Genomic DNA, 26,163 nt, shown 5'->3' with positions numbered 1-26,163 from the left:
GATTGGGGTTATTCGACGGCCTTGACCATCGATTCGATCACCTTCTTGGCGTCGCCAAAGACCATCATCGTGTTGGGCTGGTAGAACAGGTCGTTGTCCAGGCCGGCGTAGCCGGAGGCCATCGAGCGCTTGTTGACGATGATGCTCTTGGCGCGGTAGGCCTCCAGGATCGGCATGCCGGCGATCGGGGATTTCGGATCCTTCGCCGCCGGGTTCACCACGTCGTTGGCGCCCAGGATCAGAACCACGTCGGTCTGGCCGAAGTCGCCGTTGATGTCTTCCATCTCGGCGACCTGGTCGTAGGGCACTTCGGCCTCGGCCAGCAGCACGTTCATGTGGCCGGGCATGCGGCCCGCCACCGGGTGGATCGCGTAGCGTACCGTCACGCCGTGTTCGGTCAGCTTGTCGACCAGTTCCTTCACCGTGTGCTGGGCGCGCGCCACCGCCAGGCCGTAGCCGGGGACGATGATCACCGACTCGGCATTCTGCAGGATGAAGGCGGCGTCTTCGGCCGAACCCGATTTCACCGGGCGCTGCTCTTTCTCGCCGCCGGTGTCGCTCGCCGCCTCGCCGCCAAAGCCGCCCAGGATCACATTGAAGAAAGAGCGATTCATCGCCTTGCACATGATGTACGACAGGATCGCGCCGCTCGAGCCCACCAGCGAGCCGGCGATGATCAGCATCGAGTTGTTCAGCGAGAAGCCGATGCCTGCCGCCGCCCAGCCCGAATAGGAATTCAGCATCGACACCACCACCGGCATGTCGGCCCCGCCGATCGGGATGATGATCAGCACGCCCAGCACGAAGGCCAGCGCCGCCATCACGATGAACGGCGTCCAGGCCGGCGCCACGCCATCGGCGAAGCAGAACATCAGGCCCAGCACGACGATCGCGATCGCCAGCACCAGGTTCAGGATGTGCTGGCCCCCGAAGCGCACCGGCGCTCCCTGGAACAGGCGGAACTTATACTTGCCCGACAGCTTGCCGAAGGCGATCACCGAGCCCGAGAAAGTCACCGCGCCCACGAAGGTGCCGATGAACAACTCCAGGCGGTTGCCGAACGGCAGCGGCGTCTCGCGCGTGGCGATGTTGAAGGCCCAGGGCTCGGAGACCGCCGCGATCGCGATGCACACCGCCGCCAGGCCGATCAGCGAGTGCATGGCCGCCACCAGCTCCGGCATCTTGGTCATCTCGACCTTCTTCGCGGCATACGCCCCGATCGCGCCGCCGACCACCACGCCCAGCAGCACCAGCACGAAGCCCGAGCCGCCGCCCTGGCCCAGCTCGGCCTGCAGCTTGAGCATCAGCGCCACCGTGGTCACCACCGCGATCGCCATCCCGGCCATGCCGAAGGTATTGCCAAGGCGCGCAGTCGATGGAGAAGACAGGCCCTTGAGCGCCTGGATGAAGCATACCGAGGCGATCAGATAGAACAGGGTGACGACATTCATGCTGATGTAGCTCATGCCCGCTCCTCCGCCAGCTGCTCCTTGGCGTCGGCGCGCGGCGCCGCCTTCGGCTCCTTCTTCTTGAACATCTCCAGCATGCGCTGGGTGACCAAAAAGCCGCCGAACACGTTCACCGCCGCCAGCGCCACCGCGACCGTCCCGGCCACGCGCCCGGTCAGGCCCTCGGTCAGGCCGGCGGCCAGCATGGCGCCGACGATCACGATCGCCGAGATGGCATTGGTCACCGCCATCAGGGGCGTGTGCAGCGCGGGGGTGACGGTCCAGACCACGTGGTAGCCGACGTAGATCGCCAGCACGAAGATGATCAGGTTGATGATGGTGTGGCTGATGTCCATGCCTAGTCTCCTGTCTTTTCTTGTCCTGGCCAGCGGGCCCGGCTGCCTGAAGCAATCTATTTGCGCAGCACTTCCCCGTTCGCGCATACCAGCGTCGCGGTCACGATCTCGTCCTCGCGGTCGATGAAGAAGCGGTCGTCCTTGTCGATCACCAGCTTGAGGAAATCGAGCACATTGCGCGCATACAGCGCCGACGCATCGGCCGGCACCAGCGCCGCCAGATTGGGTTCGCCGATGATGTGCACCCCATGCCTGATCACGGTTTGTCCGAGTTCCGTGAGCGGGCAGTTGCCGCCCTGTGCGATCGCCATGTCGACGATCACGGAGCCCGGCTTCATCGCGCGCACCGTCTCTTCGCCGATCAGCAACGGCGCCTTGCGGCCCGGGATCAGGGCGGTGGTGACGACGATGTCGGCCAGCTTCGCGCGCTCGTGCACCAGTTCGGCCTGGCGCCGCATCCAGTCGGGCGGCATCGGCCGCGCATAGCCGCCGCTGCCCTTCGCGATCTCGCGTTCTTCGTCGGTCACGTACGGCACGTCGATGAACTTGGCGCCGAGCGACTCCACCTGTTCCTTGACCGGCGGGCGCACGTCGGATGCCTCGATCACGGCGCCCAGGCGCTTGGCGGTGGCGATCGCCTGCAGCCCGGCCACGCCAACGCCCATGATCAGCACCCGCGCCGCCTTGACCGTGCCGGCCGCCGTCATCAGCATCGGCATGAAGCGCCCGTAGGTATTCGCGGCCAGCAGGATCGCCTTGTAGCCGGCGATATTGGCTTGCGAAGAAAGCACGTCGAGCGACTGTGCGCGCGTGATGCGCGGCGCCGCTTCCAGTGCGAAGGCGGTCAGGCCGGCGCCGGCCAGGGCAGAAAGATTATCGGTATCGAAAGGGTCGAGCATCCCGACCAGCACCGCCTCGCGCCGCATCAGGCCCAGTTCGGTGGCGTCGGGACTGCGCACCTTGAGCACCATGTCGGCGCCAAAGGCCGTGGCGCCGTCGACGATGCTGGCGCCGGCCGCCTCGTAGGCGGCGTCCGGCGCCGCCGCATGCAGGCCGGCGCCGGCCTGCACCAGTACCTGGTGCTTCGCGGCGAGTTTCTTGACGGTTTCGGGCGTTGCTGCAACCCGTGTCTCGCCCGGCCTTGTCTCGACCGGTATGCCTATCTTCATGCCACCTCCGTACGTTGGAATACGAGTGCAGAATCTGTCTTTACAGCAATTACTCCAATATACGCGAAGTTTTAACGAATTTGCAATGCTTATGACAAAACTCATGCTTACCGGAAGATTTACCGGCATTTTTGCGACAGATCAAACCGAATTAACGACAGGCAAGCACCAGAGGCGGGGCAAGGCTGAGCAGAGCAGGCCCGGCCCGATGTAGAATACCGGCTCATTTTCAAGGACAGGCATGAGCGACATCTTCAAACCATCGGTTACCGTGGCTGCGATCATCGAGCACGAGGGCCGTTTCCTGCTGATCGAGGAAGAGACGAGCGAGGGCGTCAAGCTGAACCAGCCCGCCGGCCATCTCGACCCGCACGAGTCGCTGGAACAAGCGGTCGTGCGCGAAGCGCTGGAGGAAACCGCCCACGAGTTCATACCGCGCACGCTGGTGGGAATGTATATGTCGCGCTACCACTCCAAGTCGCGCAATGCCGACGTCACCTACCTGCGCTTCACCTTCGCCGGCAATGTCGGCCGCAAGTTCGACCAGCCGCTCGACGAAGGCATCCTGCGCACCCTGTGGATGACGCGCGACGAGATCGCCGCCACCGCCGACCGCCACCGCAGCCCGATCGTGCTCCAGTGCGTCGACGACTACCTGGCCGGAAGAAGCACGCCGCTGTCCCTGCTGTACACCCACTCCTCGGTATTCGAGGGCGGGATCTGAATTCAATACGGACGTGATATGAGCAAGAAAAAAGTCGTGATCGGGATGTCGGGCGGAGTCGACTCCTCGGTCGCGGCGTGGATGCTGAAGGAACAAGGCTATGACGTGGTCGGCCTGTTCATGAAGAACTGGGAAGACGACGACGACTCCGAATACTGCTCGACGCGCCAGGACTGGATCGACGCGGCCAGCGTGGCCGACGTGGTCGGCGTCGACATCGAGGCGGTCAACTTCGCCTCGGAATACAAGGACCGTGTGTTCGCCGAATTCCTGCGCGAATACCAGGCCGGCCGCACGCCCAACCCGGACGTGCTGTGCAACGCCGAGATCAAGTTCAAGGCCTTCCTCGACCATGCGATGAAGCTGGGCGCCGACCTGATCGCCACCGGTCACTATGCGCGCGTGCGCGAAAACACCGGCAGCGGCAAGTTCGAGCTGCTCAAGGCCTTCGACGCCACCAAGGACCAGAGCTACTTTCTGCACCGCCTGAACCAGGCGCAGCTCTCCAAGTCGCTGTTCCCGCTGGGCGAGATCCCCAAGACCGAGGTGCGCAAGATCGCCGAAAAGCTCAAGCTCCCTAACGCCGCCAAGAAGGATTCGACCGGCATCTGCTTCATCGGCGAGCGCCCTTTCCGCGACTTCCTGAACCGCTACCTGTCCTATACACCGGGCCCGATCAGGCTCGACGACGGCAGCAAGGTCGGCGAACACGTCGGCCTGTCGTTCTACACGCTGGGCCAGCGCAAGGGCATCGGCATCGGCGGCCTCAAGTCGCGCAAGACGGCGGACGGCATCAGCGAGCCATGGTTCGTGGCGCGCAAGGACATCGAGGCCAACACCCTGTACATCGTGCAGGGCCACGACCACCCATGGCTGTTGTCGAACCGGCTGGAAGCCGGCCAGGCCAGCTGGATCGCGGGCGAAGCGCCTGATCCGTGCGAGCTGTCGGCCAAGACCCGCTATCGCCAGGCCGATGTCGCCTGCAAGGTGCAAGCTGCAAGCGATGGCCGTTTCGCCCTCGACTTCACGGATCCGCAATGGGCGGTCACGCCCGGCCAGTCGGCCGTGCTGTACGACGGCGACGTGTGCCTGGGCGGCGGCATCATCGACGCCCGCTCGGGCGTCGCGTAAACCCTCTCAGCCAGCGCGCCCGGCCAGCCATTCGGCCAGCGCGTTCGGCGCCAGCGGGCGCGCATGCAGGTAGCCCTGCACCTCGTCGCAGCCCGCCGCGCGCAAGAAGTCTTCCACTTCCACCGTCTCCACGCCTTCGGCCACCACCTTGTGGCCCAGGTCGTGCGACAGCTTGATCATCGTGCCCACCAGCGCGCGCCGGCGTTCGTCATGGGCCAGGTTGCGCATGAAGCTCTGGTCGATCTTGACCACATTGGCCGGCAGGCTTTGCAGGTACGACAGGCTGCTGTAGCCGGTGCCGAAATCGTCGATCGCCAGTTGCACGCCGGCGCGCGCCAGGCGTTCCAGCGTGGCCTGGGCCACCTTCGGATTGCGCATCAGCGCGCTTTCGGTCAGCTCGATCGCCAGGCTTGACGGCGGCAGTCCATGGCGCCGCAGGAGCTGCATTACGCGGTCGCAGAAATCGGGCTCTTCGAGGTTCACCGCCGACACGTTCACCGCCACCTGCAATGCGACGCCGTCGTGGCGCCACGCGGCCATCTGGCGCATGGCTGCGGTCAGCACCCATTCGGTGGTGGCGCGCGCCAGCGACGTGCCTTCGATCACGGGGATGAATTCACCCGGCGAGATCGCCCCGATCTCGGGATGGGTCCAGCGCAGCAAGGCTTCGACGCTGGCACAGGCGCCGTCCTTGAGCATCACCTTGGGCTGGTACACCAGGTGCAGCTGGTCGCGGCCCGCGAGCGCCGCGCCGAAGGCGTTCACCAGCCAGAAACGGCGCTGCAGGATCGCATCGTGCTCGGACGAGAACACGCGTACGCAGCGCTCGGCTGCCAGGCCGTCGTGGGCCGCGCTGTGCATATTGCGCAGCAGATCCAGGCCTTCGGTCTGGCCGATCGTGAACGGCGCGATGCCGACCGTGGTCGTGGTGAGGAAGCGCGCCCGGCCATGGCTGGCGCGCACGTCGAGCCAGGACTGCAGCTGCGAGCAAAAAGTCTCGAGCGAGATGCCAGGCGGCGCGAAGAAGGCGAACTGGGTGGTGCCGACATGGTAGATCTTGCCGGCGCCCGCCAGGCGCAACTGCGGCATGGCGTCGCGCACCATGTCGTCCAGGCAGCCGGCGCCCATCACGCGCTGGGCATCGCTCAGTTCCTGCGGGCTGGCCAGGCTGACCAGGGCCGCCAGCCGCATGTCGCCGGCCTGGCCGGCCAGCTCGATGTCGGTGAAGTCGCCAATGAACTGGTTGCGGTTGGGCAGTCCGCTGACCGGATCGATCCTGCCCAGCGCATGCTGCAGCTCGATCTGCGCCATCACCATCGTCGCCAGGTCCTGCAACGCCTGGCTTTCGGCCGCCGTCACCTGGCGTGGTTCGGTGCCCAGCACGCACATCGCTCCCAGGCAGTAACCTTCGCTCGTATTGAGCGGCGCCCCGGCATAGAAGCGGATGCCGCCTTCGGCCAGCCCACTGTCGCGAAAATGCTCGTCCTCGAGCAGGTCGGGCACGACCAGCACGCCGGCGGTATCGGCCACTGTCGCGCACGGCGCACGCATGCGCGGGATCGCGTCGTGCTCGACACCGACCTTCGACTTGAACCATTGGCGGTCGCTGTCGGTCAGCGACACCGCCGCAATCGGCAAGTTGAACAGCTGGGCTGCCATGCGGGTGATGCGGTCGAAGGCTTCGCTGGGAGGGGTGTCCAGCAGTTCAAGGCGATGCAGGGCGTCGAGGCGCGCCACCTCGTAGGCGGAACATGTCCACAGTGTTGGATCGATCGGTGAATTCATAGTTGGCCTGGATACGTACACACGTACGTAAATATGACGAAATTGACGGATTGAAATTCATTGTTGCAACAAAGATTCTTCAAGTCAACAAATATATCCAATTCTCTCGTCATATTCGTCATTTTTTGTTGCTTGGTGTAAAATTACAATATCAAAGGAAAATGCACCGTGATATTGAGACAAGAAGACGACGATCCGATCCTGACCACGCGCGAGGCGGCGCGGCTGCTTGGCGTGGCCGTGAGCACGGCACAGGTCTGGATGGAGGGCGGCGCATTGCCGACCTGGAAGACTCCGGGAGGCCATCGCCGCGTGCGCCTGAGCGCGGTTCACGGGCTGCTGCGACAGCGCAAAGTGGATGCCGAGAGCGCCGCGCCGACCGGCGAATTCCTGCCCTGCCCGGCGCCTGCCTATCCGGCGCCATCCGATGAAGCCCGGCGCCTGCGGGCGCTGGCGGCGTCGAAGCTGATGGAATCGGCCGACGAAGAAGTGTTCGACCGCCTGACCTGGCTGGCCAGCCATGTGACCGATTGTCCGATGGCCCTCTTGACGCTGCTATCCGGCCGGCGCCAGTGGTTCAAGTCGCGCCTGGGCATGACGCAGCGCGAGACCCCGCGCGAGGTGGCCTTCTGCAGCCATACCATCATGCAGGATGGGGCATTCGTCGTGGAAGATGCGGACGCCGACCCGCGCTTCGCCGCCAATCCGCTGGTGACGGGCGAACCGCACATCCGCTTCTATGCCGGCTATCCGGTACTGGACGCCAACGACATGGCCCTGGGCTCGCTGTGCGTACTGGACCGCGAACCGCGCCGACTGCGCGAACGCGAACTGCGCGCCCTGCGCGAGCTGGCGGCCATCGCGTCCGACGAGATCAAGCGCCGCGCCTAGGGATGCGCTGATTTATTCTGGCGGATGGGATTGGCGGGGGAAAAAGGCGCACGGCAAGGCGTAAACCGCAGCCATACCGCGTGGTATGACGAGGATTTACCACGCAGCAGGGCGTGTTTTTTCCGTGCCAAGACCGCCGCCATGAATAAATCAGCGCTTCCCTAGTGTCCTGAATTGGAAGTTCGTTGAATAGTAAATGTGGCGAAATCGGCGCGAGACAAGGAGCAAAGCACAGCAAGGCCGGGGCCTTGCGCGCATTTGCGACGCAGTATCGGGGCGATTCTCGCCGCATTTATTCAACGAATCTTCAATTCAGGACACTAGGACTGCGGGTCGGGCTTGACTGCCGCCTGCTGCTTCTTGACGAAGGCCAGCACGGTATTGCGGATCGTCCTGAGCACGGTGTCGGCCTTGAACGGCTTGACAATGAAGCCGTGCACGCCGCGCGCCGCCGCCGACTGCACCGCTTGCGCGTCGAGCGTGCCCGAGACCAGGAACACCAGGGTCTTGGGCAAATCGGCGCGCAGTTGCTCGACCACGTCGTTGCCGTCCTCGACCTGCTCGCGTGCGATGCAGACCACGTGCGGGCGGTGCTTCATTGCCAGCGCGTAGCCGAGCGCGCTGGTGTGGGTCGTGCCCACGACATCGTAGCTGCCGTCGGCCAGCACGGTGCCCAGCATCGAACGCGAGACCGCGTTTCCATCCACGATTACCGCCTTCAGCATCGCGTCGTTTTCCTTTTAATTTGTGTCATAGGCCAGCATTTTCCAGGTCACGCCCAGGCGCACGTCGAGCTTGAGCGACACCAGGCAGCGCGAGATCTCGAGTATCTCACGCTCGGCGCGCAGCCTTTCGCCGAGCGGCGTCTTGAGGATGCCGGCGCCCGCGATCACGGCATCCAGGCTGCCATAGGCGTTGAGCAGGCGCGCGGCGGTCTTCATGCCGACCTTGGACACGCCCGGCACGCCGTCGGTCGGGTCGCCCATCAGCGCCAGCAGGTCGTGCAGCAGCTCGGGCGCGACGCCGAAGCGCTGGCGCACCCAGGCGTCGTCATGCCATTCGTTCTTGAAGTGGTCCCACACCAGCGCGCCGTGCGCGATCAGCGGATGCAGGTCCTTGTCGGTGGTGGCGACGATGGCCTCGCCCCGCCCTTCCGACAGCCAGCGCATCACGCCGGTGGCGATCACGTCGTCGGCCTCGACCTCGGGCACGCTCACGACGTGCACGCCGGCCGCGCGCAGGCGCTCGTGGAATTCGGGCAGCGCCGCGCGCAGCTCGTGCGGCATCGCCGCCCGGCCCTCGCGGTAGCGCGGATACAGCGCATGGCGCCAGTTCGGGCCGCCGTGGTCGAAGGCGGCCAGCACATGGGTCGGCGCATGCGTCTCGAGCACGTTGCGAAACGACGAGAAGGCGTGGCGCAGTGCGATGCTGGCCTTGAGGTCCGAATCCGGCTCGGGACTGGCCTCGTACACCCGGCGCACGATGTTCAGGCCGTCGATGGCGAGCAGCTTGGCCATGCCGTGGACTCCGTCAAACGTTGCCACTCATTTGCCGATCTCGTATTTGCCGCCGCGCTCGAGCGCGCGCCCGTAGGCCGGCCGCGCATGGATGCGCTTCAGGAAGTCAAGCAGGTTCGGGTATCTGGCGTCCAGCCCGCCGCGCGAGGCCGCAGCCTCCAGCGGGAAGCTGAGCTGGATGTCGGCGGCAGTGAATTCCTCGCCAGTGAACCAGGGGTGCTTGCCCAGCTCCGCCTCAAGGTAGCCCAGGTGCAGCGCGATCTGCGGCAGCACGAAGCTGCCCTTGACCTTTTGCGCAATGCCGCGCGCGATCGGCTTGACGAAGAACGGCATCGGGCTATTCTCGACCTTGTCGAACACCAGCTTCAATAGCAGCGGCGGCATCGCCGAACCCTCGGCATAGTGCAAAAAGTGGGTATAGCGCAGGCGCGCCGGCGTGCCGGCCGCGGGCCGCAGGCGGCCGTCGCCATGACGCTCGACCAGGTACTCGACGATGGCGCCCGATTCGGCCACGACCAGGTCGCCGTCGCTGATGACGGGCGACTTGCCCAGCGGGTGCACGGCCTTCAGCTCGGGCGGGGCCAGCATGGTCTTGGGGTCGCGCTGGTAGCGCTTGATCTCGTATTCCAGGCCCAGCTCTTCGAGCAGCCACAGGATGCGCTGCGAGCGCGAGTTGTTCAGGTGATGGACGACGATCATGGCGGGAAGGCGAAGTGGCGATGGGCGCCAGCTTAGCACCGTTGCGCATGCACCAACAAGCCCGGGGCGGGCCCGTACCAGGGCACGGACCGCGAGGATGGATCAGCGCTGGTGCAGCTTGATCACGCGGTGCTTGCCCGGCGGGTCGGGCTGCTTGGGCGCGCAGCCGCTGCCGCAGCTGCCGCCGCCGCAACCGCCGCCGCCCGACTTGTCGAGCCAGCGGGCGATGAAGGAACGCTTGCCGCCGCGGGTCAGGTGCATGACCAGGCGCGCACGCAGGCCGGCCGACATGTACTTCGCGCCCAGGTACAGCGCCGAGACGGCCACGATGACGACGACAAGCAGTTCCTGCATGGTTACGCTCCAGTGATGGCGAGGGTGACGCGATAGACGATGAAGGCCGCCACATAGGCCAGGCCGAACATATAGCCGGCCATGATCCAGGCGTACTTGCGGCTGCCGGTTTCGCGGGCCACGGTGGCCAGCGTCGGCAGGCAGTGCGGCGCATACACATACCAGGCCAGCAGCGCCAGGCCGGTGGCCATCGACCACGACTCGGCGATCATCGGCGCCAGCAGGTCGCCCACTTCGTCGCCGCCCGACAGCGCATACACGGTGCCTAGCGCGCCGACCGCGACTTCGCGTGCGGCCATGCCCGGCACCAGGGCGATCGCGATCTGCCAGTTGAAGCCGATCGGCGCCAGGATCACTTCCAGTGCACGGCCGATCATGCCGGCCACGCTATAGTAGATCGGCGGATTGGTCGCGCCTTCCGGGGCGCCCGGGAAGCTCGACAGCAGCCAGAGCAGGACCATCATGGTCAGGATCAGGGTACCGACCCGCATCAGGAAGATCTTGGTGCGTTCCCACAGGCCCGAGGCCAGGGCGCTCAGTTGCGGCCAGTGGTAGGCCGGCAGTTCGAGCATCAGCGCGTGCTGCTTGAATTCACCCTGGCGCTTCATGAACCAGGCCACCGCCATCGCCGACAGGATGCCGGCCATGTACAGGATGAACAGCACCACGCCCTGCAGGTTGAGGAAGCCGGCCACGGTCTGGTCGGGGATGAAGGCGGCGATCAGCAGCGCATACACCGGCAGGCGCGCCGAGCACGTCATCAGGGGGGCGATCATGATCGTCACCAGGCGGTCGCGCGGATTCTGGATCGTGCGCGCGGCCATCACGCCGGGAATCGCGCAGGCGAACGAGGACAGCAAAGGCAGGAAGGCGCGGCCCGACAGGCCGACGCTGCCCATGATGCGGTCGAGCAGGAAAGCGGCGCGCGGCAGGTAGCCGACGTCTTCGAGCAGCAGGATGAAGAAGAACAGGATCAGGATCTGCGGCAGGAACACCAGCACGCTGCCGACGCCGGCGATGATGCCGTCCACGATCAGGCTGTGCAGGATGCCTTCGCCCAGCAACGAGCCGACCGCCTCGCCCAGCGCGCCGACGCCGGCCTCGATCAGGTCCATCGGCGTGCCGGCCCAGCTGAACACGGCCTGGAAGATCAGGAACATCAGCGCCGCCAGGATGATCGGGCCCACGACCGGATGCATCACGACGTTGTCGATCTTCTCGGTCAGGTTGCCGGTGTCCTTCGCGGTCGAGACGGCGACGGCCAGCATGCGGCGCACTTCGCGCTGGGTCTCTTCGACCGGCACCGCGTCGATCGCCGACAGCGGATTGGCCTTGACCGGCGCATCGAAGCGCATGCGATCGAGTTCGGCCAGCAGCGCCTGTTCGCCGCCCGACTGGATGGCGACGGTCTCCACCACCGGCATGCCCAGCTCTTGCGACAGCTTCGCGGTGTCGATCTCGATGCCGCGCTTTTTCGCGACGTCGACCATGTTCAGGGCCAGCACCATCGGCAGGCCGAGGCGCTTCAGTTCCAGCACCAGGCGCAGGTTCAGGCGCAGGTTGGTGGCATTGACCACGCACAGCACGGCATCCGGCGCGGCTTCGCCGGCACGCAGGCCGGCCACCACGTCACGGGTGATGCCCTCGTCCGGGGTCTGGGCGTTCAGGCTGTAGGCGCCCGGCAGGTCGAGCACGCGGAAGGCGCGGCCGGCCGGCGACTTGAAGCTGCCCTCCTTGCGTTCGATGGTAACGCCGGCATAGTTCGCGACCTTCTGGCGCGAGCCGGTCAAACGGTTGAAGAGCGCGGTCTTGCCGCAGTTCGGGTTGCCGAGCAGTGCGACCAATGGCGTGCGGGCGGCGACTTGTTGTTCCATGACTCCCATGCGTTCAATCCGCCTTGATCGAAACCAGCGCCGCTTCGAAGCGGCGCAGGGCGAAGGTCGACTCGCCGACCTTGACCGCCAGCGGACCGCCCAGCACGCGCTTGAGCACGCGGATGCGCTCGCCCGGCACGAAGCCCAGCTCCATCAGGCGGCGTTGCACGTCGACGCCGCCCTGCGCATGCGGCGCCAGCTGGACTACGGTGGCACTCTGGCCCGCTTTCAGCGAGTCGAGGGTGGACAGGGACGGGGCTAGGGTCATGGCAGCTTCCAATAGGTTGTTGCGCTTATGAGACAGCGACAGGAATGATGCCGACATCATAAACCTAAATGCGAACTATTACTATTTGCAGCTTGTCATTGCCTGGACGAAAAGCACAAAAAAAGTGCACACGATAGGCAAATTCTGCTTGCGTTCGCCGCCGAGTTTACAGAAAATAGCAACGCAAATGAGAATGATTCGCATTTTTGTAGCATAAACAGCAAGGGTAGTTTCGATGATCGTCTGTGTCTGCAACAACATCTCCGACCGTGAAATCCGCCAGGCGGCCGACCTGGGCATCTCCTCGATGGCCGAGCTGCGCAAGGAACTGGGCGTCGGCACCATGTGCGGCAAATGCGTCAGCTATGCGCGCGAAGTCCTGCACGATCACATCGACAGCAAGACCACGATCACCGAAGTGCGTCGCACCCCGCAAGCGGCCTGAATTGACTCCCACATCTCTCCTGCCCCGCCATGTAGCGGGGCTTTTTTTCGTCCATCCCTCTTAACAAGCCGTTAATCGGCCCCCGTTATACTGGCCGGTCAACGACTACCCGCCACGCCCATGAAGATCCTGCTCGTCGAGGACGACGCCATGCTCGCCGCCGCCATCCGCGAACGCGCGCGGCAGGAGGGTCTGGCGCTCGACCATGCGGGCGACGCCGACGGTGCGCGCCTGGCGCTCATCGACAACGCCTATTCGGTGATCCTGCTCGACCTCGGGCTGCCGGGCGAATCGGGCCTGGCCCTGCTGCGCAACCTGCGCGCGGCGTATAACGCGACGCCGGTGATCATCCTCACCGCGCGCGCCCAGATGTCCGAGCGCATTGCCGGGCTGGACGCCGGCGCCGACGACTACCTGGTCAAGCCCTTCGAATTCAGCGAGCTGTGGGCGCGCATGCGCGCCGTCACCCGGCGCAGCGAAGGCAAGACGGTGCCGACGCTTACCTGCCGCAACGTGGTGCTGGACGTGGCGCGCCAGGCCGTGACCTGCGACGGCCGGCCGGTGACGCTCAGCGCCTACGAATACCGGACCCTGCTCGCCTTCATGGAGCGGCCCGGCCACATCATCGCGCGCAGCCACCTGCAAACCCTGATCTATGGTGCGGACGGCGACGTCGAGAGCAATACGATCGCCGTCTTCATCCACCAGCTGCGGCGCAAGCTCGGCGAGGACATCGTCGAGACCGTGCACGGCCAGGGCTACAGGCTGGGTAGGGGCGCGGACAAGGACGTGGCATGAATTCGATCCGCGCCCGCGTGCGCCGGGTATTCGGCCTGGCGCTGGCCTTTTGCTGGATCTGCGGCGGCGGCGTGGTGGTCGCCTATATCGCCAGCAATGAACACAGCCTGTGGGACGGCAAGCTGCAATCGTTCGGCACCCGCCTGCTGCTGTCGCTGCCGGCCGAGAAGATCAACGAAGGGCCGTTCGGCCCCGGCCTCGAGCTGCTGCCGGATATGGAGCGCGACCCCGAGAACTTCGCGCTCCAGGTCTGGAGCCACGATCGCCGGCTGGTGCTGCGCTCGCCGGCCGCGCCCGAAACGCCGTTCCAGCCGACCTTCCGCAATGGCTTCGCGACGCTGGAGGCTGGCGGCCAGTCATGGCGTGTGTACACCATCTCGGACCGCGATGGCCTGGTGTCGGTGCAGGTCGCCAACCTGCAAGGCGTGATCGACCGCGAGATGTATGGCGAGGTCCTGTTCGCGCTGGCCATGATGACGGCGGTGCTGGTGCTGGTGGCCGTGCTGCTGCTGCATGCGCTGGAGCACTCGCTGCGGCCCTTGTCGGTCATCGAGCGCGCGCTGTTGCGGCGCAAGGACTTCGACCTGACGCCGCTGCCGGTGAACGCGCTGCCGGTGGAATTGCAGCCGCTGGTCACCTCGTTCAACCACCTGCTGGTGCAGCTCGACAAGGCGGTGGGGAACGAGCGCCGCTTCCTGGGCGACGCCGCCCACGAGCTGCGCACCCCGCTGTCGGTGTTGCAGGCCCACGTCGAGGTCGCCCTGCACGCGCGCAGCGACGACGAGCGCCAGCAGGCGCTGGAGATGCTGCAGCAGGGTGTGCGGCGCAGCGCGCGCATGGCCGAGCAGCTGCTCGACATGGCGCGGCTCGATGCGATGTCGTGTTCGATCCGCACCGAAGCGCTCGACCTGGCGCAACTGGTCGAGCATGTGGTGCATGAATACACCTATCACGCGCAGCGCCTGGGCTGCAGGCTAGACTGCGATATGGCGCCGGCCTGGGTCGAGGGCAATCTCGACGAGCTGGCGACCCTGCTGCGCAACCTGCTGGACAATGCGATTCGCTTCGCGCGCGACGGCGGGCAGGTGCAGGTCGCCTGCGGCGTGGGGCCGCAAGGACCGTGGCTGGACGTGGCCGACGACGGTCCCGGCGTGCCGGAGGCCGAACGCACGGCCATCTTCCAGCGCTTCTATCGCCTGCCCGGCAACCAGGGGCGCGGCAGCGGCATCGGCCTGTCGCTGGTGGCCGCCATCGCCCGCCTGCATGCGGCGCGCATCGAGACCGGCGACGGCCTGGCCGGCAAGGGCTTCCTGGTGCGGATCGCGTTCCAGGCGACCGCCGCAGGCGCCGCTCCGGCCGTCAGAACGCGTACAGATAGCCCAGCTTGACGCTGCTCTCGGTGGAGCGCTCCACCAGCGGGCTGTCCTTGATCTCGCTGCCCAGCGACTTGGCGCTGACGTCGACGAAGAAGTTGTGGCGGCGCTGGTAGGCATAGCCGAAGCGCACGCCGGCCTCGATCGCCTGCGACGAGTCGCCGCGGTAGGCGCGGCGGTCCGCGCGTACCTCATTGGCGCGCACGCCGTAGTAATAGTCGACGTAGTCCTTGTCGTACCATTCGCCCCCGATGCGCGGCGTGATGGTGACGGCGCCCGTGCGGAACTCGCGGTTCAGTTCCAGCTTGAAGCGCTTGCCCTCGGCGTCGCCGGTGGCGGCCGTGAATTCGCTGGCCACGCTCATGGCGCCGCTGCGCCAGATGGCCGCGCCGCCCAGCCACAGGCCGCCCTTGCGCTCTTCCATGCCGGCCAGGTAAGGCGAATCCTTGGCCTCGTAGCCATCGTTGGCATAGCGCGCGCGCAGGCGGAACTGCAGCGGACCGTAGGACGGCAGCTTGTAGTCGATGCGGGCGCCGAACACGCTCAGGTGCTTGCCCTCGTATAGCACCAGCGGCAGTGGATCGACGTCATCGTCGAAGTCGCGCAGCGGGCTTTTATCGAAACCGGCGCCGAAGCCGAGGCCCCACTGGGAGGTCCTGGGCGAGGCTTCTGCGGCGACCTGCTCGGGCGCCACGACCTGGGCCGACGCCGGCACGGCGCAAGCCAGCGCCGCCAGCAGCAGCGTGGTCGAACGGATAGGAAGAGATACTGGAGTCATCGGCGATAGAAACAATCTGTGGCGATTACGCCGGCCGCGGTCGGCAGGCGTACCATGGCGGACCATGACAGGGCGAACCATACCGGGCAACGATTAACGGTTTTTTAAGGCGCTGTAACCGTTAAATATGGATGAGTATTGAACTGTTGAGCTGCCCAGCGGTCCAACTCCTGGTGTCCCTCATGGGAGGGGATCGTGAAAGCGCCCAAGTTCATGAAGCTGTTCGCGCAACTGCCGTCCTTGAACCAGCCACAGCGGTTGCAGGTGCTCGCCGCCCTGCATCCGGCAGCCGGGCTCGACCGCGTAATCGCGCTCATCGCCGAGATTCGCGCGCCAGGCCGCCGCTGCCCGGATTGTGCCTGCGAGCGCTGCCATCGCCATGGGCAGGCCAATGACTTGCAACGGTTCCGTTGCTGCCAGTGTGGCCGTACCTTCAACGACCTGACCGGCACGCCACTGGCGCGGCTCAGGCACAAGGGCAAGTGGCTAGACTACCTGACTGCGCTACTCGATTCGCGCACCGTGCGCAGCGCAGCCAGGCAGGTCGGCGTCCACCGCAACACCACCTTTCGCTGGCGTCACCGTTTTCTTCACTGGGTCAAATACGACCGGCCGCAGCAACTCACAGGCATCGTCGAAGCAGACGAGACCTTCCTGCTCGAATCGCAAAAGGGTTCACGCAAGCTCGATCGCAAACCGCGCAAGCGCGGCGGCAAGGCGGCCTTGCGCGGCCTCTCACACCACCTCGACTGCATCCTGGTAGCACGCGACCGTAGCGGGCAGACCATCGACGCCGTCACCGGCCGCGGCGCTTTGACAAAATCCCAGTTAAACGAATACCTGTTTCCCAAGCTCGATCCCCAGGCGCTGCTGGTCACCGACGCCAACGCCGCCTACCGCGCCTTCGCCCGCGAGCACGGCATCGCCCATCACGCCGTCAATCTCCAGGCGGGCCAGCGGGTGCGCGCAAGCACCCAGGGCGCCATCCACGTGCAGAACGTGAACGCCTATCATCGGCGGTTCAAGGAGTGGCTGGCTCGCTTTCATGGCGTGGCGTCATGGCGCCTGCCAAATTACCTGGGTTGGCTGTGGGCGCTCGATGGTGGGCGAGTTACTTCTGTAGAGCAATTGCTGCGCGTCGCGATCAGATTCATCCATAGGTAACGGTGACATCGCCTTTTTTTATGCATGAAACCATGCTGGGGATAATGTCCGGCGGGGTGAAATGAGAAGCGCTTTCATTTCATTTTTTCGGTAGCGAGAAGCGTTTTCACTATGGAGTGAGAACGGTTTTTATTACGCGCCATTTTGTGGCTTTTTCTTCGATTTAATGCGCTTTTTTCGCCATTTTTCTCTCTTTTGAGGGCATATTACGGCGGCTTGTTTGCTATCATTGAGCCCATTCGAAATTACCAAGGGCACTCCAATGAAAGGCGATCAAAACGTCATCCGTCTGCTGAACGCACAGTTGACCAATGAACTCTCCGCAGTTAATCAGTATTTCCTGCATGCGCGCATGTACCGCCATTGGGGCCTGGAAAAACTGGGCAAGAAAGAGTACGAAGAATCGATCGGCGAGATGAAGCACGCCGACAAGCTGATCGACCGCATCCTGATGCTGGACGGCCTGCCGAACCTGCAGGCGCTGCACAAGCTGCTGATCGGCGAATCGACCCAGGAAATGCTGGAATGCGACCTGAAGCTGGAACGCGCCGCGCAAGTGACCGTCAAGGAAGGCATCGCCGCCTGCGAAGCGGCTGCCGACTACGTGTCGCGCGACCTGTTCCTGATGATCCTGGAAGACACCGAAGAGCATATCGAATGGCTGGAAACCCAGCTCGACCTGATCGTCAAGGTCGGCATCCAGAACTACCTGCAGAGCCAGATCGCTCCGTGATCGTTCCGTGATTGAAAAAGGGCCGGCTTTCGCCGGCCCTTTTGCATTGCCCCCTCGCATGCGCTGCGCTCAGCGCCAGCGCGTCATCCACTTGTCGTAGAACCCCATATCGGTCGGCACCGCGCCGGGAATCGCGCAGATCGCGCCGGCGAATTCGTTCGCACGCGACAAGGCCGTCTCGAGCGGCCAGCCGCGCATGCGGCCCAGCAGGAAGATCGCCGCGAAGGCGTCGCCCGCGCCCACCGTATCGATCACGAACGGCGGCGCGGGATGATCGCGCTGGGTCAGCACCCGGCCGTCGCTGCCGAAATACACCGAGCCGCGATGCCCCAGCGTGACCACCAGGGCGTCGAGCGAGAACATCTTGAGCAAGGCCTGGCACGAGGCGTGCACCTCGTCGGCCGACAGCGCCGGATCGTCGGGCTTGATCTGGAAGTGCCAGCCGAACAGCGCCTGCAGTTCTTCTTCGTTGACCTTGACGATGTTCGCCACCTGCAGCGCGCGGGTGACGCCGCGCTCGTCGTACTGGCCTTCGCGCAGGTTCAGGTCAAGGAAGCGCGCAGCCGTGCCGCTGCTCGCCTCCAGCACGGCCTTCAACGCGCCGCGCGATACCTCGTTGCGCTGGGCCAGCATGCCGAAATAGACGATGCCGGCGCCGACGCCCTGCACGCTCGCCACGGCCGCGGCGCGGTCGATGAAATCGTAGGCCTGGTTCGGCAGGATCGTGAAGCGGTGGCCGCGCGGGCCGCGCTCGACCAGCACCCGGCCGGTTTCTTCCAGCGGGTCGCGCTGCAGCCCGGCCTCGCTCATGGCGAAGCGCTCGAACTCGGCGCGCACCAGTTGGCCGCCCTGGTCGTCGCCGATGCGGGTGATGGCCAGCACGGGCGCCATGAAGGCGGCCAGGTGGCGCGCCACGTTGAACGGCGCCCCGCCGACGACTTGCCCGGACTGGAAATCGTCGACCAGCGCTTCGCCGAAAATCACGGCGGTGGACATGCCCGGCGTGCCGTTCATGCCAGGAAGGGGACGGTGTCCTTGAACGACTGGCGCTCGGACAGCTTATCGAACAGGCGGGCCAGGTTCGGGTAGTCGCCACGCCAGTCGATGTCGGGATAGCGCAAGGCGATCCAGCCCAGCGCGCAGCCGACGGCGACGTCGGCCAGCGAGTAGTGGTTGCCGGCGCAGAAGCTGGACTCGCCCAGGCGCTCGGACATCATGCGCAGGCCGGCGTGCACCTTGCCCCACTGGCGATCGATCCACTCCGGGCTTTGCTGGGCTGCGGGTCGCAGCGTGGTTTCGAGGCGCACCAGGATGCCGGCGTCGAGCACGCCGTCGGCCAGCGCTTCCCAGACCTTGACCTCGGCCCGGTCGCGGCCATTGGGCGGCAGCAGCTTGCATACCGGGGTGAGGGTGTCGAGGTATTCTGCGATCACGCGCGAGTCGTACAGGGTGCTGCCGTCTTCCATCACCAGGCATGGAATCTTGCCCAAGGGATTGGTCTGTTGGATGGTGGTATCGGCGGCCCAGACATTCTCCTGCATAAAGGAATAGTCGAGCTTTTTATCCGCCATCACGACACGGACCTTGCGGACGTAAGGGCTGGTGACAGAACCGATGAGTTTCATGGAAGCACGGAGTTGGGAATCGAAACCCAGTATAGCATCGGGCCCTGCCGCAAAACCTGCGCTGTCGCCGCCTGCACACATCGGCCAGGTGCGGCATGCGCAAGGATTCAAAACCGGTCCGGTGGTAAAATCCGCGTTTTTGCCCGGACCGCCTGCCATGACCTCTACCGCCCTGTCCCCTACCTTGTCGGCCCTGTCCCCGCTCGACGGCCGCTACGCCTCCAAAACCGACAAGTTGCGCCCGATCCTGTCGGAAACGGGTTTCATGCACCACCGCGTGAAGGTCGAGATCGCGTGGCTGCAGGCGCTGTCGCAGGCAGGCTTTGCCGAGATCAAGCCATTCTCAAGTGAAGCGATCGCTCACCTCGACCGGATGGCGGCCGATTTCAGTGAAAAGGATGCCGCGCGCATCAAGGAAATCGAGGCGGTCACCAACCACGACGTCAAGGCGGTCGAGTACTGGCTCAAGGAGCAGGTCAAGGACGTGCCCGAACTGGTCGCGGCCAGCGAGTTCATCCACTTCGCCTGTACCTCGGAAGACATCAACAACACCTCGCACGGCATGATGCTGAAAGCGGCGCGCGACGGCGTGATGCTGCCGGCCCTGCAGGCCATCATCGCCAGGCTGACCGAGATCGCGCACACCAACGCGGCGCTGCCGATGCTGTCGCGCACCCATGGCCAGACTGCCAGCCCGACCACGCTCGGCAAGGAAATCGCCAACGTGGTCGCGCGCCTGCAGCGCGCCGCCCGCCGCATCGCCGACGTCGAAATCCTGGGCAAGATGAATGGCGCGGTCGGCAACTACAATGCCCACCTGTCGGCCTACCCTGAATTCGACTGGCCAAGCTTCTCGAAGGACGTGATCGAGCAACGCCTGGGCCTGACCTTCAACCCGTACACCATCCAGATCGAGCCGCACGACTACATGGCCGAGATGTTCGACGCCATCGCGCGCACCAACACCATCCTGCTCGACCTGAACCGCGACATCTGGACCTATGTCTCGCTGGGCTACTTCAAGCAGAAGCTGAAGGCCGGCGAAATCGGTTCGTCGACCATGCCGCACAAGGTCAACCCGATCGACTTCGAGAACTCCGAGGGCAACCTGGGCCTGGCCAATTCCGTGCTGCGCCACATGGCCGACAAGCTGCCGGTGTCGCGCATGCAGCGCGACCTGACCGATTCGACGGTGCTGCGCAATATCGGCGTCGGCTTCGGTTACGCGCTGCTGGCCTACGACAGCTGCCTGCGCGGCCTGAACAAGCTCGAAGTGAACCCTGCCCGCCTCGAGCAGGACCTGGACGCCAACTGGGAAGTGCTGGCCGAGCCGGTGCAGACCGTGATGCGCCGCTATGGAATCGCCAACCCGTACGAACAGCTCAAGGAACTCACCCGCGGCAAGGGCATCACCCGCGACGCGCTGCGCGAGTTCATCGAGACGCTGGCCGTGCCGCAGGAAGCCAAGGACCTGATGCTGGCGATGACGCCGGCGAACTACACCGGCCTGGCGGCCAAGCTGGCAGCCGAGATCTAAGCCTGCATCGAACGATGCCGCCGCGCCGGCGGCATCGCCTCAATAATCCCACCTCAGCTTGACGCCCACCCGGCGCTCGAACTGCGCGCGGTACAGCGCGGTGCCGAACTCGGTGTGCCCACCGTTCAGGTTCTCGCCATACACCGACAGCGCCACCCCTGGCCGCAGGCGCCAGCCGAAGCGCGCGTCGAGCGCCGTGTACGACGGCACCCCGGCGGCGGCCAGCTCGCCCACCCGGCGCAGGCTGACGTCGATCTCGCGCGTATCGTCGATGTTGTAGCTCGAACGCAGCTGCAAGGTATGCGTGGGATCGCGCCGCGCCGCCAGCACGCTGCCTGTGTCGTTGCTGCCCGGCTTGGTGTACAGGCGCTGGCGCAGCGCCGTGAAGCCGGCCGCCAGGCGCCAGCGCGGCATGGCCTGCCAGCTGCCCCAGGCCTCGATGCCGCTGCCATAGCCCTCCATCAGGCTGGCGAACTGCAGGTAGCTGCGGGTCGGGTCGAATTCTTGCGTGCGCAGGTGCTCGTAGTCGTGGTGGAACAGCGTGGCCGAATACGACAATGTGGGCGCCGGCTGGCCGCGATAACCGAGCTCGATGACGCGCGCCACTTCGCTGCGTACCTGCGGCCCGCCCTGCAGGATGTAGGGCGGCTGGCCCGGCACCCAGGCGTCGACGTCCAGGCGCGACGGCGCGCGCACCGTGCGCGCCATGCCCGCCCATAGCGCGTGCTGGGGTGACAGCCGCCACGACAGCCGCGCGCTGGGCAGGAACTCGGTGCCCGTGTAGTGGTTGTACTCAGCCCGTCCGCCAAGCACCAGGCGCCAGTCGTCGCGCAGCGTTATCTCATCTTGCACGAACAGGCTGCCCCAGCGCTGCGTGGTGCGCGCCGGCAGGAAGGCGACATAGGGACTGTTGTCGACCCGGTCGCGCGAATGCCGGTAGTTGGCGCCCCACACGATGCCATGCCTGCCTTGCGCCGGCAGCGTGTGCTGGAACTGCAGGTCGGCAGTGGTCAGGCGCTCGGTGAACAGCGGCGGCGACTCGCGCAGCGTGTGGTCGAGATAGGCCTGGACGTCGACGCTGCCGCCGTCGTCAAGCATGCGCTGCCAGCGCGCCGTGAGGTTGACGCCATCCGAATGCACGCGGCCGAAGCGGTCCGGCCCGCCCGGCGTGGCGATCTCGCCCGGCGCCGGCTGGTCGAGCCGGCCCTGGTAGACATTGCCCAGCACCGTGAAGCGGTCGCTGCCCTGCTCCCAGTCGGCGCGCACGCCGGCCATGGCGCGCCGATAGCCATCGTCGATATTCCCGCCCTCGACGCGGTCGCTGTCGGCCCGGCGCGTATATTTGCCGAAGGCGCGCCAGGCGACGCCGCCCGCGCTGGTGCCGCCCTGGCGGAAGGCGGCGCCGGCGTCGCCGTCGTTGGCGCCATGCGCCGCCACCATGCCGCCCTGTGTGTCGCGCGCGGAGCGGGTGGTGATGTTGATGACGCCATTGACCGCGTTCAGGCCCCACAGCACGCCGCCCGGACCGCTGACCACCTCGATGCGCTCGACGTCTTCGAGCAGCACGTCTTGCGCGTCCCAGAACACGCCCGAGAACAGCGGCGTGTAGACCGAGCGGCCGTCGACCAGCACCAGCAATTTGTTGGACAGCGCGCTGCCGCCGCTATTGAGCCCGCGCGCGCTGATCGAATAGGCATAGCCGTTGATGCGCGCCACGTGCAGGTTGGGCGCCAGGCGCAGCGCCTCGGGCAGCGAATCGGCGCCCGAGCGGCGGATGTCGTCGGCCGTGATCACGAACACCGCCGCCGGGGCATCCTGCAGGCGCTCGGGACGCTTCGAGACCGAGGTCACCTGGATATTGGCCAGCTCCTCGATCGACAGGTCGGCCAGGTCGGCCTGCCCGCCGGGCGCGGCGATGGCGGGCAGCACCAGGCAGGCGGCTGCGCCCGAGGCCAACACAAGATTCCTGCAGCAATAACTGATAAACGCGCTCATGATCGGATTTTACATTCTGTCGCGCTGAATGGTGCATCTCGTACAAGACCGTGCTAGTGTTTGACCGGGAAAATCGCACTCGACAGCACAGTGACCGCTTTTTTGCTATAGTTGGTTAGTTCTAACTCGTACTAGTTACCTAAAGACAAACATGCGCCGCTATACGATGCCCGCGATCCTGCTGCACTGGCTGATCGCCATCGCCATCATCGGTACGTTCACGCTGGGCCTGGTCATGACCGACATCCAGGGCATCAGCATGGCCAAGATCCGCTACACCAACTGGCATAAATGGGCCGGCGTCACCGTGCTCGCCCTGGCCGCGCTGCGCCTCTTGTGGCGCTTGTTCAACCACCCGCCGCAGTATGCCGACGCCATGCCGGCCTGGCAGCGCGGCGCCGCGCACGGCCTGCACATCCTGCTGTACGTGCTGATGTTTGCGGTGCCGCTATCGGGGTATTTCTTCAGCCTGGCGGCCGGCTTCCCGGTCGTGTATTTCGGCGAGATCCCGCTGCCGGTGCTGATCGGCCCCGATCCCGAACTCAGGGCCGTGCTGCGCGGCGTGCACTACTGGCTCAATATGCTGCTGGCCGGCCTGGTGGCCTTGCACGTGCTGGCCGCGTTCAAGCACCTGCTGGTCGACCGCGACGGCGTGATGCAGCGCATGCTACCCATCCCTACCCCGAAGGAAAAACGATGAAACCATTGAAGGCATTGCTGGTCGCGACCCTGGCCGGCGCCAGCGCCCTCGCCGTCGCCGTCCCGCTCAAGACCGATCCGGCCAAGAGCAGCGTCTCGGCCGTGTTCAAGCAGATGAACGTGCCCGTCGAGGCGCCGTTCCGCACCTTTACCGCCAATATCGATTACGACGCGGCCAAGCCGGCCGCCTCGAAGGCCAGCGTCGAGATCAATACCGCCAGCTTCGACATTGGCGACCCGATGTACAACAAAGAGGTCGCCAAGAAGGAATGGTTCAATTCGGCGCAATTCCCGAAGGCCAGCTTCGTCTCGACCAGCATTGCGCCGGCCGGCGCCGGCAAGCTGACCGTGTCGGGCAAGCTCACCATGAAGGGCAAGACCGCGGACGTGAGCTTCCCGCTGGCGGTCAAGGCCGAAGGCGGCAAACAGGTATTCGAGGGTCAGCTGCCGATCAAGCGGCTGGCCTTCAATATCGGCGAAGGCGAGTGGAAGGACACGAGCATGGTCGCCGATGAAGTCGTCATCAAGTTCCGCGTCACCGCGGCGCCATAAGCGCAGCACAGTCATCCTCACCACCACCACACCTACAAGGGACATCACTACATGAAGATCAAGCACCTGATCGCGGCCGCCGCCGCCCTCGCCGCCAGCACCGCCTTCGCCGCTCCGGTCACCTATGACATCGAGCCGAACCACACCTACCCGAGCTTCGAGGCCGACCACATGGGCCTGTCGGTATGGCGCGGCAAGTTCAACAAGTCGAGCGGCAGCGTGACCATCGACCGCGAAGCCAGGACCGGCTCGCTCGACATCACCGTCGACATCAACAGCATCGACTTCGGCCACGACAAGATGAACGAGCACGCCAAGGGCGCGGACATCTTCGACGCCGCCAAGTACCCGACCGCGACCTTCAAGTCAAAGTCGATCAAGTACACCGGCGACGTGCCGACTTCGGTCGACGGCGAGCTGACCCTGCACGGCGTGACCAAGCCGCTGACGCTGCAGATCAACAAATTCAAGTGCATCATGCACCCGATGCTGAAAAAAGAAGCCTGCGGCGCCGACGTGGTGGGCACCTTCAAGCGCAGCGACTTCGGCATCAACTACGCGCTGCCAAACTTCTCGCCTGAAGTGAAGCTGGCGATCCAGGTCGAAGCCGTCAAGCGCTGATCGACCGTCGCAAAAAAGCCCCGCCGGCGCGAGCCGGCGGGGCTTTTTCATGCCCGTGTCAAACAGACCTGTGCGATCAGCGGCCGTCGCGGTCGAAATCGCCCGGAATCGCGCGCTCGACGCGATGCCAGCCGGCGCGGGTAGCGCCCTTGGCCTGTTCCCACTTCAGGCGCGAGTTGCCTTTCGAACGTTCCCATTCGCCGGCCAGATGGCCTTCGTTGGCGTCGTAGCCGCCATCGTACTTGCCGTAGCTGTTGTAGCCCAGCGCATAGGCCGGCGCGTAGTCGTCATAGGTGTAGCCCGGCGAATAATAAGGCTGGGTCTGGTACTGGGTGCGCCAGTACTCGTTTTCCTCGTGCGGATTGACCATGTGGCCGACGCCCTTGCCGGCCGCGCCGCCCGCCAGGCCGCCGATCGCCGCGCCCGCCGCCACGCCCAGTGGGCCGGCCGCGGCGCCGATGATCGCGCCCGCGGTGGCGCCGCCACCGGCGCCCACGCCCTGCGCCAGGTTGTGGTCATGCAGTTCGTCGTCGGCCTTCGGATTGACCACTTCGCCCGCACCACGGCCAACCGCGCCGCCAGCCAGGCCGCCGACCACGGCGCCCGCCGCCATCCCGATCGGGCCGCCCACGGCGCCCACCGCAGCACCGGCGGCAGCGCCGCTGCCGGCGCCCACGCCCTTGGCCAGGTGGTGCTCGGCCAGGTCGTCGCCTGCCTTCGGATTGACGACTTCGCCCACGCCCTTGCCCGCGATGCCGCCGGCCACGCCGCCGACCACGGCGCCGGTGACGGTGCCGATCGGACCGGCCACCGTGCCAACCGTGGCGCCCAGCGCAGCGCCGCCCGCGATGCCGAGGCCAGCGCCGATCACGTGCGAGCCGCCCTGCTTGGTCCAGTTCTCTTGAATATGGGCCGCGTCTTCGTCGGAGCGAGTGTGCACGCCCATCACGATGCCGCCGTTCTTGATGCCTTCTTCATAGTGTTTCGCGCGTTCCTCGGGGATGCCGGCGCCGATCAGGGCGCCGATCAGGCCGCCCGTGATGCCGCCCGCGCCGGCGCCGGCCAGGGCCGCCGCCAATGGACCGGCGACGACCACGCCCAGGCCCGGCAGCACCAGGGTCGTGCCCACGGCAGCGATGCCAGCCAGCACGGCGCCAATGGTGCCGCCGATGCCGGCGCCGATGCCCGCGCCTTCTGCCGCCTTGCTGCCCAGTTCCGTATCCTTGTCGGCGAAGTGGGTGGTGCGGGTGGAGTCGGACATCAACAGGTTGACGTCGTCGCGGGTATAGCCGCGGTCGTGCACCGTGCCGTAGGCGCGCTCGGCGCTGGCACGGTCAGGGAACAGGCCGGTGACCATGCGCTGGTTCTGGGATTGGCGATTGCTGTCGAAGCTGCTCATGAGGTTTCCTTTCGATGCGGGTAATTGGGGTGGTCAGGCGCTGTCGGGCGGCGCCGCCATGAAAGGCCACGATATGCCCATGCGCAGTACGGCTCTGTTCGATGACGCACGGTTACGCACTGCCCGCGCAAACCGGCCGTCGCAGGCGCGATCGATCGGAGCGGCGATGAACAGCGATGCAAAAACGCTATCCAACGTGAGTTGCCGCACCGACTTGATGGGAGCGCA

General features: G+C 65.5%; 27 protein-coding genes. 12 read left to right on the top strand and 15 right to left on the bottom strand.

The features are described from left to right. Nucleotides 1-8 precede the first annotated feature (8 nt). From E8M83_RS17170 to E8M83_RS17160, 3 genes are read right to left on the bottom strand one after another with little or no spacing between them, the layout of a single operon-like run. Nucleotides 9-1,466: an NAD(P)(+) transhydrogenase (Re/Si-specific) subunit beta gene (locus tag E8M83_RS17170; RefSeq protein ID WP_137174568.1), complete on the bottom strand. Its 1,458-nt coding sequence runs from the start codon at nucleotides 1,464-1,466 to the stop codon at nucleotides 9-11. Further along, entirely contained in the window at nucleotides 1,463-1,804 is a 342-nt protein-coding gene (locus tag E8M83_RS17165; protein ID WP_137174567.1) for an NAD(P) transhydrogenase subunit alpha, read from the bottom strand. Before E8M83_RS17165 ends, E8M83_RS17170 begins: the two co-directional genes overlap by 4 nt. Before the next feature lie 56 nt (nucleotides 1,805-1,860). Beyond that, a complete protein-coding gene (locus E8M83_RS17160) occupies nucleotides 1,861-2,973 on the bottom strand; it encodes a Re/Si-specific NAD(P)(+) transhydrogenase subunit alpha (protein WP_137174566.1) in 1,113 nt (370 codons plus the stop codon). Between the two features lie 241 nt (nucleotides 2,974-3,214). Here E8M83_RS17160 and E8M83_RS17155 point away from each other — a divergent pair, with 241 nt between their 5' ends. Continuing rightward, nucleotides 3,215-3,697 (top strand): NUDIX hydrolase, encoded by a 483-nt coding sequence (locus E8M83_RS17155; RefSeq protein ID WP_137174565.1) that lies wholly within the window; start codon nucleotides 3,215-3,217, stop codon nucleotides 3,695-3,697. Nucleotides 3,698-3,715: 18 nt separating this feature from the next. After that, complete coding sequence (gene mnmA / locus E8M83_RS17150; protein WP_137174564.1) at nucleotides 3,716-4,828, top strand: tRNA 2-thiouridine(34) synthase MnmA; 1,113 nt, start codon at nucleotides 3,716-3,718, stop codon at nucleotides 4,826-4,828. A gap of 6 nt (nucleotides 4,829-4,834) precedes the next feature. On the opposite strand, the gene E8M83_RS17145 is transcribed toward mnmA, so the two are convergent. Then, complete coding sequence (locus E8M83_RS17145; RefSeq protein ID WP_137174563.1) at nucleotides 4,835-6,613, bottom strand: EAL domain-containing protein; 1,779 nt, start codon at nucleotides 6,611-6,613, stop codon at nucleotides 4,835-4,837. 168 nt (nucleotides 6,614-6,781) lie between these two features. On the opposite strand from E8M83_RS17145, the gene E8M83_RS17140 reads away from it, so the two are divergent. Then, the gene (locus tag E8M83_RS17140; protein ID WP_137174562.1) at nucleotides 6,782-7,504 is read left to right on the top strand and encodes a GAF domain-containing protein; all 723 of its coding nucleotides are present in this window, start codon (nucleotides 6,782-6,784) and stop codon (nucleotides 7,502-7,504) included. A 320-nt stretch (nucleotides 7,505-7,824) separates the two neighbouring features. Here E8M83_RS17140 and E8M83_RS17135 read toward each other — a convergent pair whose 3' ends face one another. The 6 genes from E8M83_RS17135 to E8M83_RS17110 all read right to left on the bottom strand — a co-directional run bounded on the left by E8M83_RS17135 (nucleotide 7,825) and on the right by E8M83_RS17110 (nucleotide 12,216). Then, a complete protein-coding gene (locus tag E8M83_RS17135; protein WP_137174561.1) occupies nucleotides 7,825-8,229 on the bottom strand; it encodes a response regulator in 405 nt (134 codons plus the stop codon). A gap of 15 nt (nucleotides 8,230-8,244) precedes the next feature. Further along, the gene (locus E8M83_RS17130) at nucleotides 8,245-9,021 is read right to left on the bottom strand and encodes a 5'-3' exonuclease H3TH domain-containing protein (RefSeq protein WP_137174560.1); all 777 of its coding nucleotides are present in this window, start codon (nucleotides 9,019-9,021) and stop codon (nucleotides 8,245-8,247) included. 27 nt (nucleotides 9,022-9,048) lie between these two features. Beyond that, nucleotides 9,049-9,720, bottom strand: a complete 672-nt coding sequence (locus tag E8M83_RS17125) for a glutathione S-transferase (RefSeq protein WP_137174559.1) — start codon at nucleotides 9,718-9,720, stop codon at nucleotides 9,049-9,051. Between the two features lie 102 nt (nucleotides 9,721-9,822). Continuing rightward, a complete protein-coding gene (locus E8M83_RS17120) occupies nucleotides 9,823-10,074 on the bottom strand; it encodes a DUF6587 family protein (protein ID WP_137174558.1) in 252 nt (83 codons plus the stop codon). Nucleotides 10,075-10,076: 2 nt separating this feature from the next. Further along, nucleotides 10,077-11,957: a ferrous iron transporter B gene (locus E8M83_RS17115; RefSeq protein ID WP_137174557.1), complete on the bottom strand. Its 1,881-nt coding sequence runs from the start codon at nucleotides 11,955-11,957 to the stop codon at nucleotides 10,077-10,079. Between the two features lie 4 nt (nucleotides 11,958-11,961). Further along, on the bottom strand, nucleotides 11,962-12,216 hold the full coding sequence (locus E8M83_RS17110) for a FeoA family protein (protein ID WP_137174556.1): 255 nt from the start codon (nucleotides 12,214-12,216) through the stop codon (nucleotides 11,962-11,964). A gap of 235 nt (nucleotides 12,217-12,451) precedes the next feature. Here E8M83_RS17110 and E8M83_RS17105 point away from each other — a divergent pair, with 235 nt between their 5' ends. From E8M83_RS17105 to E8M83_RS17095, 3 genes are all read left to right on the top strand, one after another. Further along, on the top strand, nucleotides 12,452-12,661 hold the full coding sequence (locus E8M83_RS17105; RefSeq protein WP_137174555.1) for a (2Fe-2S)-binding protein: 210 nt from the start codon (nucleotides 12,452-12,454) through the stop codon (nucleotides 12,659-12,661). Between the two features lie 120 nt (nucleotides 12,662-12,781). Further along, complete coding sequence (locus tag E8M83_RS17100; protein ID WP_137174554.1) at nucleotides 12,782-13,459, top strand: response regulator; 678 nt, start codon at nucleotides 12,782-12,784, stop codon at nucleotides 13,457-13,459. After that, complete coding sequence (locus E8M83_RS17095; RefSeq protein WP_137174553.1) at nucleotides 13,456-14,847, top strand: ATP-binding protein; 1,392 nt, start codon at nucleotides 13,456-13,458, stop codon at nucleotides 14,845-14,847. Before E8M83_RS17100 ends, E8M83_RS17095 begins: the two co-directional genes overlap by 4 nt. On the opposite strand, the gene E8M83_RS17090 is transcribed toward E8M83_RS17095, so the two are convergent. Then, nucleotides 14,819-15,610, bottom strand: a complete 792-nt coding sequence (locus tag E8M83_RS17090; protein ID WP_170976847.1) for a MipA/OmpV family protein — start codon at nucleotides 15,608-15,610, stop codon at nucleotides 14,819-14,821. The two genes, E8M83_RS17095 and E8M83_RS17090, sit on opposite strands and share 29 nt — an antisense overlap. 195 nt (nucleotides 15,611-15,805) lie before the next feature. Between E8M83_RS17090 and E8M83_RS17085 the strand changes: the two genes are divergently transcribed. Together E8M83_RS17085 and bfr are read left to right on the top strand one after the other, a co-directional pair. Beyond that, nucleotides 15,806-16,774, top strand: a complete 969-nt coding sequence (locus E8M83_RS17085; RefSeq protein WP_137174551.1) for an IS1595 family transposase — start codon at nucleotides 15,806-15,808, stop codon at nucleotides 16,772-16,774. Between the two features lie 262 nt (nucleotides 16,775-17,036). Beyond that, the gene (gene bfr, locus E8M83_RS17080) at nucleotides 17,037-17,507 is read left to right on the top strand and encodes a bacterioferritin (RefSeq protein ID WP_137174550.1); all 471 of its coding nucleotides are present in this window, start codon (nucleotides 17,037-17,039) and stop codon (nucleotides 17,505-17,507) included. Between the two features lie 69 nt (nucleotides 17,508-17,576). On the opposite strand, the gene E8M83_RS17075 is transcribed toward bfr, so the two are convergent. Together E8M83_RS17075 and E8M83_RS17070 are read right to left on the bottom strand one after the other, a co-directional pair. Continuing rightward, the gene (locus tag E8M83_RS17075; RefSeq protein WP_229491616.1) at nucleotides 17,577-18,503 is read right to left on the bottom strand and encodes a PfkB family carbohydrate kinase; all 927 of its coding nucleotides are present in this window, start codon (nucleotides 18,501-18,503) and stop codon (nucleotides 17,577-17,579) included. A 14-nt stretch (nucleotides 18,504-18,517) separates the two neighbouring features. Beyond that, complete coding sequence (locus E8M83_RS17070) at nucleotides 18,518-19,132, bottom strand: glutathione S-transferase C-terminal domain-containing protein (protein ID WP_137174548.1); 615 nt, start codon at nucleotides 19,130-19,132, stop codon at nucleotides 18,518-18,520. A gap of 157 nt (nucleotides 19,133-19,289) precedes the next feature. Between E8M83_RS17070 and purB the strand changes: the two genes are divergently transcribed. Continuing rightward, a complete protein-coding gene (gene purB / locus E8M83_RS17065) occupies nucleotides 19,290-20,669 on the top strand; it encodes an adenylosuccinate lyase (RefSeq protein ID WP_137174547.1) in 1,380 nt (459 codons plus the stop codon). 39 nt (nucleotides 20,670-20,708) lie between these two features. Here the strand turns inward: purB and E8M83_RS17060 are convergent, their stop codons facing one another. Continuing rightward, entirely contained in the window at nucleotides 20,709-22,628 is a 1,920-nt protein-coding gene (locus E8M83_RS17060; protein ID WP_373995057.1) for a TonB-dependent receptor plug domain-containing protein, read from the bottom strand. Between the two features lie 187 nt (nucleotides 22,629-22,815). Here E8M83_RS17060 and E8M83_RS17055 point away from each other — a divergent pair, with 187 nt between their 5' ends. From E8M83_RS17055 to E8M83_RS17045, 3 genes are read left to right on the top strand one after another with little or no spacing between them, the layout of a single operon-like run. After that, nucleotides 22,816-23,364 (top strand): cytochrome b, encoded by a 549-nt coding sequence (locus E8M83_RS17055; protein WP_137174546.1) that lies wholly within the window; start codon nucleotides 22,816-22,818, stop codon nucleotides 23,362-23,364. Next, on the top strand, nucleotides 23,361-23,915 hold the full coding sequence (locus E8M83_RS17050) for a YceI family protein (RefSeq protein ID WP_137174545.1): 555 nt from the start codon (nucleotides 23,361-23,363) through the stop codon (nucleotides 23,913-23,915). Before E8M83_RS17055 ends, E8M83_RS17050 begins: the two co-directional genes overlap by 4 nt. Before the next feature lie 51 nt (nucleotides 23,916-23,966). Further along, nucleotides 23,967-24,536 carry a YceI family protein gene (locus E8M83_RS17045; RefSeq protein WP_137174544.1) on the top strand — a complete coding sequence of 190 codons (570 nt, stop codon included), beginning with the start codon at nucleotides 23,967-23,969 and terminating at the stop codon, nucleotides 24,534-24,536. 76 nt (nucleotides 24,537-24,612) lie between these two features. On the opposite strand, the gene E8M83_RS17040 is transcribed toward E8M83_RS17045, so the two are convergent. Next, nucleotides 24,613-25,935, bottom strand: coding sequence for a hypothetical protein (locus E8M83_RS17040; protein ID WP_137174543.1), 1,323 nt, complete (start codon nucleotides 25,933-25,935; stop codon nucleotides 24,613-24,615). Nucleotides 25,936-26,163: the final 228 nt, after the last annotated feature.

Origin of the sequence: Massilia sp. HP4, assembly GCF_005222695.1 — a bacterium.
GTDB lineage: Bacteria > Pseudomonadota > Gammaproteobacteria > Burkholderiales > Burkholderiaceae_D > Telluria.
Note: the sequence above shows the minus strand (reverse complement) of the source record. Positions and strands in the feature narration are given on the sequence as shown.